Consider the following 15,306-nt stretch of genomic DNA (forward strand, 5'->3'; position numbering starts at 1 on the left):
GCGGCGGCGAGTTCGAAGGTCCGTATGCACGAAATGTCCGTCGAGAAGGCCAAGCAGATGCTCGCCACCGTGGCGGCGGTGCTCGGCGCGCGAAAATCCACGAACTTGCTCGAGGACATCGCCTGGAACCGCAAGGTCGAAGCGGAGTTCTTCGAAGGAGGAGGGGCGCGCATCCCCGAGGTGAGCTACGCGGTGGACCGGGAGGCCCTCGATCGGCACAACGACGAGCTCTCACGGGCCGAGGCGAGCCTCGAGGGCGACGGACCCATCGCGGTGTGGCTGCGCGCCGTGGTGCGCTCGGTGATCGACAAAAATCGGCTTCTGCTGGCCGCCGGCACCATGGAGTTCGGCAAAATCTCGCGCGAAATCTATGGCGGGGCCCGCAGCACCTTCTTCGGCCTGCCCGTGCGCAACATCGATCTGGCCGAGCACCTGCTCGAGCGCCTCCGCATCCACGGGTGGGACGAGGCCGAAGAGCGCAACGAAACGCCGATGGATGCGCAGACCTTCGCGGACGATCTCACGCGGCGAATCGAGAAGCGAAGGCCCCCGATCAAGTGCGAGGTCATCCTCGACGAGCACTGCACGGCCAAGGCCATCGCCGGGATGACCAAGGTGCGGGTGCGGCCGGGCGCCACCTTCTTCAAGTGGGAGGCGGAGGGCCTTTATTGCCACGAGGTCGAGACCCACGCGTTCACCGCGCACAACGGGGCCATCCAGGAGCACGCGCCCTTTCTCCGCAGCGGCGGTCCGCGCACCACGCCCACGCAGGAGGGGCTGGCGGTCTTCTCCGAGCTGTACAACCGCACCTTGGCCACCCCGAGGCTCGAGCGCCTGGCCCTACGCGTCAAGCTGGTCGAAATGGCCGAGGACGGGGCCACGTTTCTGGACTTGTACCGCCTCTTGGTGGAGCGCGGGAGCAGCCCGCGTGACGCCTTCCTCGACGCGGCGCGCGTCTGCCGCGGCGGGGTCGCGACCGGGGGCTCTCCTTTTACGAAGGACGCGTGCTACCTCGCGGGCCTGCTCCACGTGCACGCCTTTCTCGCGGCGTTCGTGCGCGGGGGTTTTCGCGACGAGACGGAGCTCCTCTTCTGCGGGCGCATCGCCCTCGAGGACGTGTCGGCCCTCGCGTCCCTTCGCTCCATGGGGCTTTTGAGCCGGCCCGTGCACCGCCCGCGGTGGCTCGCCCGCTGGAGCACGCTCCTCCCTTATTTCGCCTTCAACTCGTTCATGGATGGGATCGAGCTGGCGTCGGTCGAGGCGCGGTACCGCGAGCTCATCGAACGAGCCGAACGGGCCGCGCCCAAACCGTGACGGGCCCCCGATGTCGAGCGCGGGTCAGCGGGGCTGGCCGCGCTCTTTCGTCCACTCGGCGGAGATGGCCCGTCCGCGCTCCATGTCGTCGACCACCAGGATCAGCTGATTCTGATGATCGCTGTAGAGGACCTGGATGGTCACCCCGGCTTCGGCCATGCGGCGGGTGATGCGGCCCAACTCGCCGGGGCGCTCCTGGTCGAGGCGCTGCACCAGCACCTCGCGATCCGCCAGGACCTCGATGCCGGCCGCCTCCAGCGCGCGCCGGGCGGCGGCGCCATCCTCGAAGAGGAAGTGCGCGATGGGCTGTCCGTCCACGACGAACATGCCGCCGCCCTCCACGCTCACCCCGGCGCGTCCCAGGGTTTCACCCATCTGGGCCATGGCGTCGGGACGGTTCTGCAGGCGGATGGTCAAATCTCTCATGCGCGGCACCGTACTGCATGCCGCGCACGAATGCTTCGACGGCCGTCGAAGCGTCCGCTGGGCGGGAGCCCGCCATCGCCCTCGAAATCGAGCCCTCAATTGAAAATCGGCACCCGCGCGCTGTCGGCACACGCCTCCAAGTCGTGCGCCGCGAGGCGGGAGGGGTGCTCGATGTATCCATCGATCCGCTGCACCGCCACATAGACGGTGGCGCCGATCTGGAGCGCGTCCCAGTCCGGATCGGCCGGGGCGGGGAGGATGGACGTGACCTCGATGAAGGGGACCGACGCCGACTCCATCTCCCGCTCGCGAAGCTCGGCGATGCGCCAGGCCACCAGCTCCGGGCCGTCGGCCTCGCCGCACTGGAGCAGGCGCCCGATGCCCTCCCATGGCGCGTCGTGGATCTTCTTTCGGTAGCGCACGCCCGATTCGTACAGCCATGGCGTCTCCGGATGCTCGCGCAGCCAAGCGACGTTGCTCGTGACGAGCTCGTCGAGCCTCGCCCAGACGTCATCGTGCACGGTGGTCACCAAATCGTGCACGTTGATGGCGAGCTGCTCCAAGATCCCCTTCTTGGTCCATTCATCCATCGTATCCCCCTGGAACAACCGTAACCCCCTGCCACAAATGACTGAGAACAACCCTGATGCCCCGGACGATATCATTCCGGCGGAGAGGGCATTCGCCAAAATGAAACATCGTGCGTTCACCACCCCTTCCCGATGAACCTATGACCTGTGAGAAGAGCCGGATCCACATCCCTTTTTGGATCATGCCGCACGGTACATTGGGACATCGACCCCAACGCTCCGACCCGCGTCCAACGGCAATACTTGCGTCGTCGCGAGCTTCATAAATCCAAAATCCCGAATTTTGAATGCCTCGTTTCAATTGCCCATCCCCTCACTACGGCTCAGGATCCACGGCTGAAACGGCAGCGTCACAAGTGCGCGATCGATGGCGCGCGGTCTGCAGGCGTCCAGTGCACGCGACAGGGTCCAGTGCACGAAAGGAGAGCGATGGAATGACACGAACGACACGAAACGATGCCTGATGCTTTTCTCACCTTGGCTCGAGCCTCTCGCGGAGCCGCGTTTTTCTGTTTGGCATTTCCCACGTTCTTCGCATCTTCTCCTCCACGACTTCGCCTTACTCGAATAAAAATTCGTTCATCTCCGGTTGTCGCGAATCGCGACAATGCTAAAAGGGAGGTGTCCGACGAGTGAGTTTGGCGGCCCAGGTATCCCGCCTTCGGCGTTGAAACACCGGAAACCACTCCAAATGAACGAACGAAATCGTCGCGATCAGACGCTTCCAGATCTGGAATCTTGCATGCGGCTCCGCCAGGAGTCGAATCCCGAGCGCGAAAAGCGGCCCGTCGATTTCGGGCTGCTCGCGCCCGCACGGCGCATCATCGAAGAGCTCTTCGGCCTGGGGGCCGGTGAGCGGTTGTTGCTCGCGTGCGACGAACCGCACGAAGACTTCGGGGATGCATTCGAAGAGATCGCATGGCAGCGCGGCGCAACCGTCGAGCGCGTCCACGCCGATCAGATTTGGGGCCGCCCTTGGAGGCGGTGTCCACGGGACCTGCTCGACCGGCTGCCGGGTGTGCATTGCACGCTGCTCGCGCTGCGCGGGGAGGAGCGCGAGCAGGACGCGCGCGCCGACTTCGTGTCCGCGGCCACGGCGGCGGCCGCGCGCCACATTCAGATGATCGGGGTGAGCCGCCAGGCCCTCCTTGCGACCACGTCGGTGCCGTGCATCCGCATTTTCAAGCTGCTCGAGACGCTCGGCGCGCGCATGAAGCCCACCTCGCGCATCGTGGTCCGATCGGACGCGGGGACGGATCTCGCCATCGAAATGGCGCCGCACCTGCGGTGGTATACGAACGGTATGCTGCTGCCCGGCCAATGGATCACCGTGCCGTACGGCGCGCTGCGGACCACACCCCACCTTGCGACCGGCACCTATGTCGCCGACGCCACCGTGAGCGGAGGCCTCGGCGAATACCGCGCGGGCCTGCTCGGCTTGAACCGGGTGCGGCTCACCATCGACCACGGCCGGGTGCGCTCCGTCGACTCGCGCGACGAGCGCCTCCAGCATCAAATCCAGCGATTTCTAGCTGGCGGGAGCAACCACGACCGGATCGGGGCCATTATCCTCGGCGCCAACGTGGGCCACATCGCCCCCCTGGGCGAGCAGCTCCACGACGAGAACATGCCCGGCCTGCACCTCGCCCTGGGCAACCCCACCCCCGCCAAGAGCGGCGCCCCGTGGATGGCGCACGGCCAGCTCGTTTTTGCCAGCCAAACGTGCGACGTGGACGTCGACGGGCACCCCATCATCCGGCGCGGCCGCTACGTAGAGTTCCTTTGAGCTGGCCCGGCTCGTTCTCATTTCTCATTTCTTATTTGGCACCCCGCGGCCTTTGCGCCTCGGGGATCAAGCGCGCGGACAAGTAGCGGATGTAGCGCTCGCGGGCCTGCGCCGTGGGCAGCTCGCCGGGCGCGAACCGCGCGATTTGCAGCAGGCCCACGTACGCCGAGTAGGCCAAAAGACCGGAGCAGCGCGCATCGGCCGGGGTGAGCCCCATGCCGCGGTAGGTGTCCACCAGGTACTCGAGCCGGCGCGCCGCCACCCGGGTGAGCACGGGGGCGACCAGCGGGTGCTCGGAGGCGGAGAGGACGGCGATTTCCAGGGCGTTGTTCTCCTCGTCGAACACCGTGGAGAGCAGCCGCAAGAGCCGATCGCGCGGCCGCTCCAGCGCGTCGAGCTCCTCGATGACCTGCGAGGTGCAGATCACCTCCCACCGCTGGATCGCGGCCCCGAGCAGCGCATTTCGGTCCTTGAAATGCCAGTAAAAGCTGCCCTTGGTCACCCCGAGCGTGCGCGCCACCCGGTCGATGGTGAGCTCCGCCACGCTGCTCTTGCCGATGGCCCATAGCGCGGCGTCGGCCCAGTCGCGCGGTGTGATCGTGCGGATCTCGGAGCGCGGGGTGGGAGGTTCCAGAGCGATCTTGACGCGGTTCGAGTTGGCCATACCGTCTGGTATGTCCATACCACGGAGTATGGTGGAAAGGTTCGTGCGAAATGAGTGAGTCTTTGGACCGTCTGGTCAGCGCCCGCGCGCGCACATGGACGGTGTGGGCCGGGCGTTCCATGATCGGCATCGGGATCCTTCACGTCCTCTACTTCACCAAGAAGACGTGGCCGTACTGGGCCGGCTGGATGGGAGGGGATCTTCGTGGGTTGGACGTCGCATCGCGCGGCGCGAGCTTCTCGCACGAGGGCTTCTGGGCGTTGCCGGGCGGGTTCACCGCGACCCTCGTCCTTTTGGGCCTCGTGGCCATCCGCATGGCGAAGGCCGGTTTCTCACTACCGGGTTATGTCGGGTGGGGACTGGGAGCTTGGGCTGCCCTTTGCTCCGTCATCTGCGAGCCATCGGGATTTCCGCTCGGGCTCGTTCCCGCCGTGCTGCTCGTCGCCGCACACTCCCGAAATCGGGCCGACGCGACGAACGCGATGCTTCGTTGAGCATGGTTGGTCATTTTCGCGCGCCTACCGCCCGCGGCGATAATACCACTCCACTCGTCCTTTGGTGTTTCGATGTCATCGAGCCTGATAATTAAGCCCCAAAAGCAAAAACGACAGACGATTGCTGCCGGCGCAACGTTGTTCGGTGGTGAACGGTTGGAGCCAAAATGATGACGGGTGACGGGGTGACGGGTGACGGGTGACAGAGCGACGGGGTGACAGAGCGACAGGGTGACAAGCTGACAAGTGACGACTGACAGCTGACAACGGACGGGTGACAGACGACAGATCACGAGTGACAGATGACACACGTTGACACGCCCAAAACGGCCTATCGCGGATGACTCGATTCGACATCGCATTAAACCAGCAGAGCGCTCGGTGCGTGCGCATCGTTAAGTTTGATTGAGGTGAAGATACCACTTCATCGCGCACGTAAAATGATTTACTCCACCAACATGCCCAAAGATCTCCGATCCGCAATCCGTCAGCTCGCCGGGACGTTCGCACAAGGAGTTCTCGACGTCGTGTGCGCCGCGTCGCTCGACGAGATCCGAACCAACGGAGTCGTCTCACCGCGCCCGCACGGCCCTGGTCGGCGTCGGCCCCGTAAACTCGAAGGCGCTCCGCCGCGCCGGTCCGAAAAATCCCGCGCCCCGTCGGACGTCACGGTCAAGCGCATCGTCTTCCTCGTGGGCAACAGTCCAAACGGGGTGCGATCCGAGGAGCTCCGGGCATGGCTCGGGCTCGAACGGGTCGCGTTTCGCGAGGCCGCCGCCAAAGCCGTCGCCGCGAACCTGATCGTCCGCAGAGGCACCAAGCGCACGACGACGTTCCTACCGGTTTGAGCGGACGAGTGAAGTTGCTTAGTGCGTTTGCGACGATGAAATTATGAAGACGCGAGCTCGAAATGTGAAAGCGCTTACTTCAGCTCGCCGATAGAGGTTTCCCTCCCGCCGAAAACCCGAGCTCGGGCGCGTTATCGCGCTGCGGCAGACGGGCACGGCAACTCGTACTTCCTCTGTACAGCTCGAGGAATGTATAATGACGAGTTTTGGGGAGGGGCTTCGATGGGGGATGACAGGATCAGCACCGAAATGGAGGCGCGGCTGGAGGCGGCCTGTGAGCAGCCTACCGTTGCGCTGGCAGACGCCGCCCCAGCTCGAGCGTCCACTGCGGTTGCGACCTCGGCCCATCCCCCCATGTCGGGGCATTTCGGACCCGGCGCCGTCGTCGGGCGCTTCGTGATCGTGCGCGCGCTGGGGCGCGGCGGAATGGGCGCGGTGATGCTCGCTTACGACATGGAGCTCGCACGCGACGTCGCGCTCAAGATCGTGCACACCAAAATAGCGTCGGACGAGGCGCGCCTTCGCATGATGCGCGAGGCCCGCGCCATGGCCCGGCTGTCGCACCCCAATATCGTCGCCATTTACGATGTGGGCACCCACGATGGAAACATCTATTTGGCGATGGAGTACATCGAGGGCGACACCTTGCAAACGTGGCTGAAAACGCCGCGCTCGCGGCGTGAGGTGCTGTCGGTGATGAAGCAGGCCGGCCGCGGGTTGCGGGCGGCGCACGCGGCGGGCATCGTGCATCGCGACTTCAAGCCGGCCAACGTCTTGATCGCAAAAGACGGAAGGGTGTGCGTGCTGGATTTCGGCATTGCGCGCACGGAGAGCCCGTATGGCCCTGGCGCCAGCCTCACCATGCCCACCCCATCGGGGCCGAGCGTGAACGCGCCGGCGGAACCCGATCCGCATCCCTCGGAGGGCATGGCGGTGCCCGCGGCCTCCGTGTCTGTGCCAGTCTTCGAGGACAAGCTGACACAGGAGGGGCACATCGTGGGCACCATGGGCTACGTTGCGCCGGAGATCATCTCCGTAACCGGCGACAAGGTGGACGCGCGCAGCGATGTGTTCAGCTTCTGCGTGACCCTCTGGCGCGCGCTCTATGGTGCGTGCCCGTTTCGGAGCGACTCGCTGGACGCGTACTTGCTGGCCATCCACACCACATCGCTCAAACGGCCGCCCGGCAAGCACGTTCCGGCGTGGCTGCACGACGTCGTCCGCAAAGGGCTGCACCCCGATCCGGCGCAGCGGTTCGCCAGCATGGGCGATCTCCTGCGGGCGCTCGACAAGAACCCGTGGCGCGCGCGGGTGGCCGCATCCGCCGTGGTGATCGCGGTGCTGGCGGTGGTGCTGGGGACGGTCCAGCACCGGCGCGCGCTGCGCATCGCCTGCGAGCACGAGGCGGGGGCCATCGGGACCCAATGGGACCCCGCGCGGCGCGCGCGGGTTCGCAGCACGGTGACGGCGGCCGGCGATCCCGCGGCCGAGGAGCGCGCGGACCGGGTGCTCTTGGCGCTCGATCGGCACGCGCAGGATTGGCAGCGCGAGCAACAATCGTCGTGCGAGGCGACGCGGCTCTTCGCGACGCAGACCTCCGAGGTGCACGAGCGGCGCAGCGCCTGTCTTTCGGCCGCGCGCGAGCAGTTCGACGTGGTCGCGGAGGTGCTCGGCCAGACCGATCCCACCTTCCAGCGCCGCGCCATCGATCTGGTCGGGGCCCTCACCCCGCCGCGCCTGTGCAGCGGCCGCGAGGTCGACAGCACCTACGTCCCGCTCCCGAGCGAGCGCCAGGCCCGCGCGCGTGCGCAAGAAGCCCGCCGCTTGACGGTGCGCTCGCGCGTCTTCGCCGACGCCGGGCGCTGGGACGAGGCGCTCTCCGCCGCGCGCAACGCCAAGGATCTCTCGCACGAGGCCGGGGTGGTGGCCGACGAGGCCGACGCGCTCCTCGCCGAGACCAAGGTGCACACCCTCCGCTTTCACTCGGGGCAAGCGTTCGCGGTGGCGCGCGAGGCCTTCATGCTCGCCGAGCGAAGCGGCGCCGATCGGGTGGCGGGCAGGTCGGCCGCCGAGCTGGCGTTCGTGCTGGGCACGGCGTACACGCGCTTCGAGGAGGCGCGCGGCTGGCTCGATGTCGCGCGGGCCAAGCAGGGGCGCCTCTCGGGCGACGAGGCCCTGGAGCTGCGCATCCTCAATGTCGGCAGCGTGCTCGCGGCGCGCGCCCACGATCCCACGAGCGCGCTGGACGACAATGCGCGGTACATCGAGCGCCTCTCGGCCCGCTTCGGCAATCAATCGCCCGCCGTGTGCATGGCGCGCCACAATCGGGCGCTCATGCTCCTGAACGCCGCGCGCGACATCGCCGGGAGCATCGCGGCCGCGGAGGAGGCCATCGGGTGCTACGCGGTCGCCACCGGCTCGCGCGATCCCTGGCTGGGAAATACCTACGCGGCCTTGGCCGAGGCGCTCACCCGCGCAGGAAGGCTCGACGACGCGCGGGCGGCGGCCCACCGCGGCCTCGAGCTGCGCCTCTCCCAAGGCGAGAACGACGCGGTGCGGGCGGGCTTGCTCGAGCATTTGGCCATCGTCGACGAGCTCGAGGGCCGCTCGTCGGAGGCGGAGGCCAGCGCCCGGCGCGCGCTCTCCATCGCCGAGGATCAGGGGGGGTTCATCGCGGAGAACATCCCGAACATGCTCTTCACCATCGGCGTGGTGCGCCTCGCCCGCGGCGATGCGCTCGACGCGCAGGTGCATTGCACGCGCGGCGTGCGACTCCTGGAGCAGGGGCACTACCTCGCGCCGGATCTGACCTACGAAGGCGACGTGCTCCGGTGCCTGGGGGAGGCGGAGCTCGCGCTGGGCAACGTGGTCATGGCGCGCAAACACTTGGAGCAAAGCATCGCGCTGCCCTTGCGATGGCACGACGACGATCTGCCCCGCGCCCGTTTTGCGCTGGCGCGCGCGCTCGCCGTGGGGCCCAGCCCCGATCGCACCCGCGCAAAACAGCTGGCCGTGCAGGCGCGCGATGACTTGCGCGTCACCGTGCCGTCACGGCCTTGGCTTCAACCGGTGGTCGATCGGATCGAGCGCTGGCTCGTGAGGCCCTGACCGGGCATCGTCCTCACCGTCATCCTTGGCTCGATCACTTGGGGAAGAAGGTCGTCGAGCGCTTCTCGCCGGTCTTTCGGATCAAGTTTGCCGCCACGGCCTTGGCCGCCGCCTGCCGGAACGCGATTTTCTCCAAGTTGAGTCGCGCGCGGAGCTCCTCGGAGCGCAGTCCTTTGGGGCTCTTGCGAACGAGGTACACGATGCGATCGACCGATACGTCGGTCCCCTCTTCCTGACCTTTGGCGGCGCGTCCGCGCTTTGCGCGCGCGGGCGCGGGCGCGGGCTCCACGGAGGTGGCGGCGGCGGCGCCACGGGGGGGGCGGCCCCGGCGCCGTGCGCCGCCGTCGGCATTGTTTCGGATTTCTTCGAGCGAGGAAGCGCGCACGGCGTCGAGAACGCCCTGGGCAAAGGTCTCGGCGAGGTGACGAATGGCGGCTTGGAGATCTTTGGACATGGTAACCCCCGGAGTAGTGCATTTTTCATGTCGGCGTCCATTCAAAGAACGCGCGAATCGTCTCCATTCGACCACCATCAGGTCCGACGTCACGCGGACCAACGCGCGCCCCGCGTTGACCGCCCGCGTTCATTGGACGGGAAGGCGACCGTCTCGAACGATATGTGTGGTTCAAGTGATGAACCGTGAGGCGGGTGTGCCTGCCGCCGTTTTTGGACCGCCCGAGCTCGAAATGTCGACGGCTCACCTCGCTGCGCATGGGGCGGACGCCACGATGCTCCAGGCGGCCCGGTCATCCAACGAGATGCGTGAGCGTCACCCTGAAAGAGTTCGAGCAGCTGGTCCGAGCGACCCTCGACGACGGGCATCTTTCGCGCACCGAGCGAAAAATGCTCGATTTGGCGCTGGGCGGCTCGTCGCTCTCGTGCAACGAGCTCGTCCAGCTTCGCGAGCGGGCCTTCCGGCTGGCCAAAGCGCAAGTCGTCGATCCGCACGCCCGCCGTATGATCGAATGGCTGGAGGAGGTGATGCAGGTGCTATCGCCCGAGAGCCTGCGCCCCAAGCAAAGCGATGCGTTCTTCAGCCCAGGCGACCAATGCATCGGCGCGGTCAGGTCGGCCTTTGCCAATGCCCGGGCCAAAGTCGATGTCTGCGTATTCACCATCACCGATGACCGCATCGCCGAGACCATTCTGGCCGCCCACCGGCGGGGCATCCGCATCCGTATCATCACCGACAACGACAAGGTCTACGACGAGGGCTCTGACATTCCCAGGCTCGCGCGCGCCGGCCTCGCCATTCGCGTCGATCGGAGCGAGTTCCATATGCACCACAAATTTGCTTTGTTCGACGACAGCGCCCTTCTCAACGGCAGCTACAACTGGACCCGCAGCGCCGCCGCCAACAACGACGAAAACCTGGTCCTGACGCACGACGGAACCCTGGTCGAAAAGTTCGCCGCCCAGTTCGAAAAACTTTGGACAAAATTCGCATAGAACGAAGCTCGTCGCCTCGAAATGCGACATAGGACGAAGCTCGCGGGGGTCGCCGCCTCGAAACCATAGGACGAAGCTCGTGGGCGTCCCTGCTTCGAAACCGTTGGGACGAAGCTGGTGGGCTTCGTTCCCTCGAACCGTAGGTTCAGTCACCAAATCCCCGGGAGGGGTAGAGGGGCTCGCAAGTGCCCCTCCCGTGGGGGAGTGCTCAGCCTAAACGCTGGAAATCAGTGCGCGTGATGCTGCTCGGCGAGCAGCCGGTGCGTCTCTTGGATTTCGGCGAACGCCGGCGGCTCCGGCTCAGCGGCAAATGCTTCGGCGTCGAAGGCTGCGCCGGGGGGGCTGGCGGGGCGGCCGCGGGTGAAGAGCCATGTGTTGAAGACGGCCTGCAGCGATTTGCCCGAAACGCGCTCGGAGGTGGCGATGAACTGCTCGATGGTGCCGGTGGAGTACTTCCGCTCCGATTGCCACGTCTTTAGAATGTTGAAGAAGGCCGTGTCGCCCACCGCCACGCGCAGCGCATGAACGGCCAGGCCGCCGCGATCGTAGATGGCGGCGTTGAACTCGTTGCCGGCGCCGGGGTTCGCGACCACCACTTGCCAGAACGAGCTGCTCGCCGGACGCGAATTGTACGTGGAGTTCGCGATTTGCTGCGCGGTGCCGGTGCCGTTGTGCTCCGACCATAGCCACTCGGCGTAGGTGGCGAAGCCCTCGTGCAGCCAGATATTGCGCCATGTGTCGCCGGAGACGTTGTCCCCCCACCATTGGTGCGCGTTCTCGTGGGCGACCACGCTCGTGTTGGCGCGCGATCCGAAGAACGCCGTGCCGTAAACGGGGCGCGTTTGCACCTCGAGGGCGAAGCTGAGGTTCGGCACCACCACCCCGCCGATGGCCGCGAAGGGGTAGGGGCCAAAGACGCTGGACTCGTAGTCGATGATGTCCGGTGTACGATTGAGGCTATTGCGGGCGTTGGTGAGGGTGGCGCCCGTCACGTTCGAAGCGTATGCCGTGATGTAGGGCCTTCCGCCCGCCGTGGCATGATTGACGGTGAACTTGCCGATGGTGACGAACGTCAGATAGGTCGCCGTCGGGTTCACGTTGCGCCAATTCCAGCGCTTGAGACCGCCGGTCTCCACCGCAGAGCCCAGGAACGCACCATTGGAGACCACGGTGGTGCCGTCGTCGGGCACGGCGATCGATACGTCGAAGGTGGCCTTGTCGCGCGGGTGATCGCTGCTCGGGAACCAATAGCGCGCGATGTGCGGCTCGTTCACGGCCAGGGCCCCGTTGGACGTTTTCACCCATGTCGATCCCGACACCCGCGACGGCACGTCGGAATACGTCACTTCCACCGTGAAGGGCTTGCTCGCCGGCAGCTCCGCGGCGGGGGTGACCGTGTATTCGGCGCCGCTTCGGGTGAACCGCGCCGCCGCGCCATTGACGTTGATGGCGCTCACGCTGAGGGCGAAATCCAGATTGAACGCGGTCAGGTCCTGCACCGCCGTGGCTTTGATCGTGGTGGTGCCCGAGAGCTGGTCGCTGCTCGGTCGGTAGGTCAGGCGAAGATCGTAGTGATCGACATCGTAGCCGCCATTTCCATCATTTGGATAATAAGGATCACCGAGGCCGGGCGCGCCAGGACCTCCGGCGGCGATCGCCGAGCCTCCCAGCAAAACGGTCGCAATGCCGAGCATGATCTTCGGAAATCGACGAAGGGAAAGAGAACGCATGATCGAATACCTCCAGTGAGGGGGGTATTTCGTATAGGGTAATTCCGATGCCGAATTAACAAGTTGTGATGTGACAAAGTGATTCAGCTGCGACATTGTGTTCCTACACGCATCGCGCGCGCCAGGTCGATAGACGATCACTTGCGCGTACATGGTGAGTCGGCCGCAAGGTCGGAGGCACCATGGATGTCGGTATGTCGTCGATGCAAACGCCTCCTTGCGGGCGCAGCGATCGGATCGTTTACGCGCGCTCGCGGCGCTACTTCGCGCAGGCCATCGGCATCGTTGTCACGCGCATACTCGAATGCCGGTATGAACGAGCCAGTATGAACGAGGATGTCGAACGATCCGATCGCGCCTGTGTGGCGATCGACCTCGAGGCGATCGCCGAAAGGCTCACGAGCTCCGAGTCGTCGGCGCCTGCCCGCGGGCGCACGGTGGCCTCGACCGTGAATCGGACGGCTCGCGCTCGCTTTCGGGTTCGCGCGCGCCGGCGGGTCCTCGATCGCGCGCGTTGTGCAGCTCGGTACCACGTGGCTCGAGCCTGAAATCCGGAGCGCGTTGTGTCTCGAGGTTCGCCCGAAAGGCTGGAAGTCGAGGTATTGACGAGGGCATGAGTGAATCCTCCGCCGCGCTGACCTACACATCCTACCTCGCGCTCGACGAGATCCTGGGCGCGCAGCGTCCGCGCTCCGACGAGCATGACGAAATGCTGTTCATCGTCATCCACCAGGTCTACGAGCTTTGGTTCAAGCAGATCCTGCACGAGCTCGGGCACTTGCAGGGCCGGTTGGAAGAGGGGAACGGCGCCCACGCGCTGCACACCTTGAATCGCGTGCTTACGATCCTCAAAGTCGTCGTCTCGCAGATCGACGTGCTGGAGACGATGACCCCGCGGCAGTTCACCAGCTTCCGCGCGCGCCTCGAGGCCTCGAGCGGCTTTCAGTCGGGCCAGTTCCGCGTGCTCGAGGTGACCCTCGGCCGCCGCGATCGCGGGGCGTACGAGCACTACCCCGAGGGCAACCCCTGGCGCGCGCAAATCCTGGCCGCCGTCGCCCGCCCGTCCCTGTTCGACTCCTTCCTCCGTTACCTCGCGGGCCGCGGCTACGCGGTGCCGCGCGAAAAGTTGGAGCGCGACGTGCGCCTCCCCAGCGAGCCCTCGGAGGCCGTGCAGCGCGTCCTCGTCCAGGTCTACCACGACGACGGCGAGGCCTCGCAAATCGCCGAGCGCCTGGTGGACGTGGACGAGGGGCTGCAGGAGTGGCGCTACCGCCACGTGAAGATGGTGGAGCGGACGATCGGGCGCAAGCCCGGCACCGGAGGCTCGCTCGGCGCCGAGTACTTGCGCAGTACGCTCTTCAACCCGATCTTTCCCGATTTGTGGGCGGTGCGCGGCGAGCTTTGATTCACCGCCCGAGCGGGATCACCGATTGCAACTTGCCGCCCGGCGACAGCTCGGGCGGTTCGGTGCCCCGCTCGATGGCCACGTGCGCGAGCCCGTGCTTCGTCAGCATGGACGAGAGCGCGAGGTGCGCATCGCGCCACACCTTCTCGGGGTCTGCCCCCGCGCGCGGCTGCAAGCGCACCCGCAAGGTCTCGGGCGCCGTCTGCACGATTTGAAAGAGCTCGACCCCGCCCGCGAGCTCGATCTGCAAGCTCACCACGAACGACGACAAGGTCCGGACCTCGCCGCCGGGCGTGGGGAAGTGCAGCATGATGGGGACCCGGCCGTTCACCTTGATCGCCTGGAACGGATTGCCGCAGGGACAGGGATCCGGCCGCACCAAGATGCTATCGCCGATATCGTAGCGGAGGATGGGCTGCTCGCGCCGATAGAGCACGGTCACCAGCACGGTGTGCGATCGCTCCCCGGGGGGCGTGGGTTGGTAGTGCGCGTCCACCGGCTCGAAGATCATCCAGTCGTCGTGCAGGTGGTACCAGCCCTCCGGACACTTGATCATCAAGCCGGGAAACTCGTTGGCCCCGTACAAATCGAGCACGGTGGTGCCGAACGCCGCGCGCATGCGCGCATATTCGTTCTCGGTGAGCCCCTCGCCGCAGATGGCCAAAAACTCCGGCGCGATGGCGAGGCGCCCGGCCTCCCGTTCGCCGGTGAGCAGGAGCGCCACCGTGGGGTAACACTCCACATAGGTGGGTTGAAACGCGGTGAGCTGCTCCACCAGCTCGGGCATGGGCGTGGTGACGGGAAAGATCCGCATCGACCTCTTGCGCCGCGCGCTCGCGTCGCGTTTTTGGGTCGCCAGGACATGGCTCCCAAAGTGTCCTCCGGTCGGCACCAGCATGGCCGTGCGCCCGGAGGCCGTGAGGATCTTGAGCACCTTCCAGGTGGAGAGCACGCTGGACATGGCGCGCAAGACCAGAAGACCGCCGACGGTCTTGGTCTCCTCGGACATCAAAAAGAAGGCGCGCCGCCCGGTGGTCCCCGAGCTGGTGGTCACCGTGTATTTGCCGTGCAGCTTTTGGCCGACCTTATCGGGATCGTCGGCGTGCGCCCGGACCTTCGCGAGGGTCAGCTCCCGATCGGTGACCCAATCATCGAAGCGCTCGGACAGTTTCTGTTTGTTGGTTACGGGCAAGGGCCGCACGTCGTCGAGGGACGCGGGCAGATCGGCATAGAGCTCGCGGTAATAAGGTGAGTGGGCACGAACGTACGCAATCAGCTCACGCAGTCGCGCGCGCTGGCGCCGGCTGACTCCTTCGGGGCCTTCCTTTCGGGCCTTACGGACGTCTCGGAAGATGGCGAAGGTGGATTCGGGCGTGGTTTTGAGTGGTTGAAGGTGCTGCTCGCTTTCGCCTCGGTCGATCACGAGCAGCGATCTTAGGCTTCCCGGCGGAAAAAGCGGCTGGGTTTCGAGGTCGTTTCGAGAAAAAAAGTT

Annotated in this window: 13 protein-coding genes; 7 read left to right on the forward strand and 6 right to left on the reverse strand. The window is 65.9% G+C overall.

Annotated elements, in window-relative coordinates; all coding sequences use genetic code 11:
- The first annotated feature begins 33 nt into the window (after positions 1-33).
- A complete protein-coding gene (locus tag LZC94_12645) occupies positions 34-1,314 on the forward strand; it encodes a flavohemoglobin expression-modulating QEGLA motif protein (protein ID WXB18095.1) in 1,281 nt (426 codons plus the stop codon).
- Positions 1,315-1,338: 24 nt separating this feature from the next.
- On the opposite strand, the gene LZC94_12650 is transcribed toward LZC94_12645, so the two are convergent.
- Entirely contained in the window at positions 1,339-1,740 is a 402-nt protein-coding gene (locus LZC94_12650) for an amino acid-binding protein (protein ID WXB18096.1), read from the reverse strand.
- Positions 1,741-1,835: 95 nt separating this feature from the next.
- Entirely contained in the window at positions 1,836-2,330 is a 495-nt protein-coding gene (locus LZC94_12655; GenBank protein WXB18097.1) for a hypothetical protein, read from the reverse strand.
- 742 nt (positions 2,331-3,072) lie between these two features.
- On the opposite strand from LZC94_12655, the gene LZC94_12660 reads away from it, so the two are divergent.
- Positions 3,073-4,116, forward strand: coding sequence for a hypothetical protein (locus tag LZC94_12660; protein WXB18098.1), 1,044 nt, complete (start codon positions 3,073-3,075; stop codon positions 4,114-4,116).
- Positions 4,117-4,147: 31 nt separating this feature from the next.
- Here LZC94_12660 and LZC94_12665 read toward each other — a convergent pair whose 3' ends face one another.
- Positions 4,148-4,780 (reverse strand): TetR/AcrR family transcriptional regulator, encoded by a 633-nt coding sequence (locus LZC94_12665; GenBank protein ID WXB18099.1) that lies wholly within the window; start codon positions 4,778-4,780, stop codon positions 4,148-4,150.
- Between the two features lie 50 nt (positions 4,781-4,830).
- On the opposite strand from LZC94_12665, the gene LZC94_12670 reads away from it, so the two are divergent.
- The 3 genes from LZC94_12670 to LZC94_12680 all read left to right on the forward strand — a co-directional run bounded on the left by LZC94_12670 (position 4,831) and on the right by LZC94_12680 (position 9,230).
- Positions 4,831-5,274, forward strand: coding sequence for a DUF6463 family protein (locus LZC94_12670; protein ID WXB18100.1), 444 nt, complete (start codon positions 4,831-4,833; stop codon positions 5,272-5,274).
- Between the two features lie 458 nt (positions 5,275-5,732).
- Positions 5,733-6,122, forward strand: coding sequence for a hypothetical protein (locus tag LZC94_12675; protein ID WXB18101.1), 390 nt, complete (start codon positions 5,733-5,735; stop codon positions 6,120-6,122).
- A 354-nt stretch (positions 6,123-6,476) separates the two neighbouring features.
- The gene (locus LZC94_12680) at positions 6,477-9,230 is read left to right on the forward strand and encodes a serine/threonine-protein kinase (protein WXB18102.1); all 2,754 of its coding nucleotides are present in this window, start codon (positions 6,477-6,479) and stop codon (positions 9,228-9,230) included.
- Between the two features lie 34 nt (positions 9,231-9,264).
- Here LZC94_12680 and LZC94_12685 read toward each other — a convergent pair whose 3' ends face one another.
- Complete coding sequence (locus tag LZC94_12685; GenBank protein ID WXB18103.1) at positions 9,265-9,684, reverse strand: hypothetical protein; 420 nt, start codon at positions 9,682-9,684, stop codon at positions 9,265-9,267.
- Positions 9,685-10,073: 389 nt separating this feature from the next.
- Between LZC94_12685 and LZC94_12690 the strand changes: the two genes are divergently transcribed.
- Positions 10,074-10,679, forward strand: a complete 606-nt coding sequence (locus tag LZC94_12690; protein ID WXB18104.1) for a phospholipase D-like domain-containing protein — start codon at positions 10,074-10,076, stop codon at positions 10,677-10,679.
- A 227-nt stretch (positions 10,680-10,906) separates the two neighbouring features.
- Here LZC94_12690 and LZC94_12695 read toward each other — a convergent pair whose 3' ends face one another.
- A complete protein-coding gene (locus tag LZC94_12695; GenBank protein ID WXB18105.1) occupies positions 10,907-12,409 on the reverse strand; it encodes a M1 family metallopeptidase in 1,503 nt (500 codons plus the stop codon).
- Between the two features lie 613 nt (positions 12,410-13,022).
- On the opposite strand from LZC94_12695, the gene LZC94_12700 reads away from it, so the two are divergent.
- The gene (locus tag LZC94_12700; GenBank protein WXB18106.1) at positions 13,023-13,814 is read left to right on the forward strand and encodes a tryptophan 2,3-dioxygenase family protein; all 792 of its coding nucleotides are present in this window, start codon (positions 13,023-13,025) and stop codon (positions 13,812-13,814) included.
- Between the two features lies 1 nt (position 13,815).
- Here LZC94_12700 and LZC94_12705 read toward each other — a convergent pair whose 3' ends face one another.
- Positions 13,816-15,237, reverse strand: a complete 1,422-nt coding sequence (locus LZC94_12705; GenBank protein ID WXB18107.1) for a hypothetical protein — start codon at positions 15,235-15,237, stop codon at positions 13,816-13,818.
- Positions 15,238-15,306 lie beyond the last annotated feature (69 nt).

This window comes from Sorangiineae bacterium MSr11954 (assembly GCA_037157815.1).
GTDB lineage: Bacteria > Myxococcota_A > Polyangia > Polyangiales > Polyangiaceae > Pendulispora > Pendulispora albinea.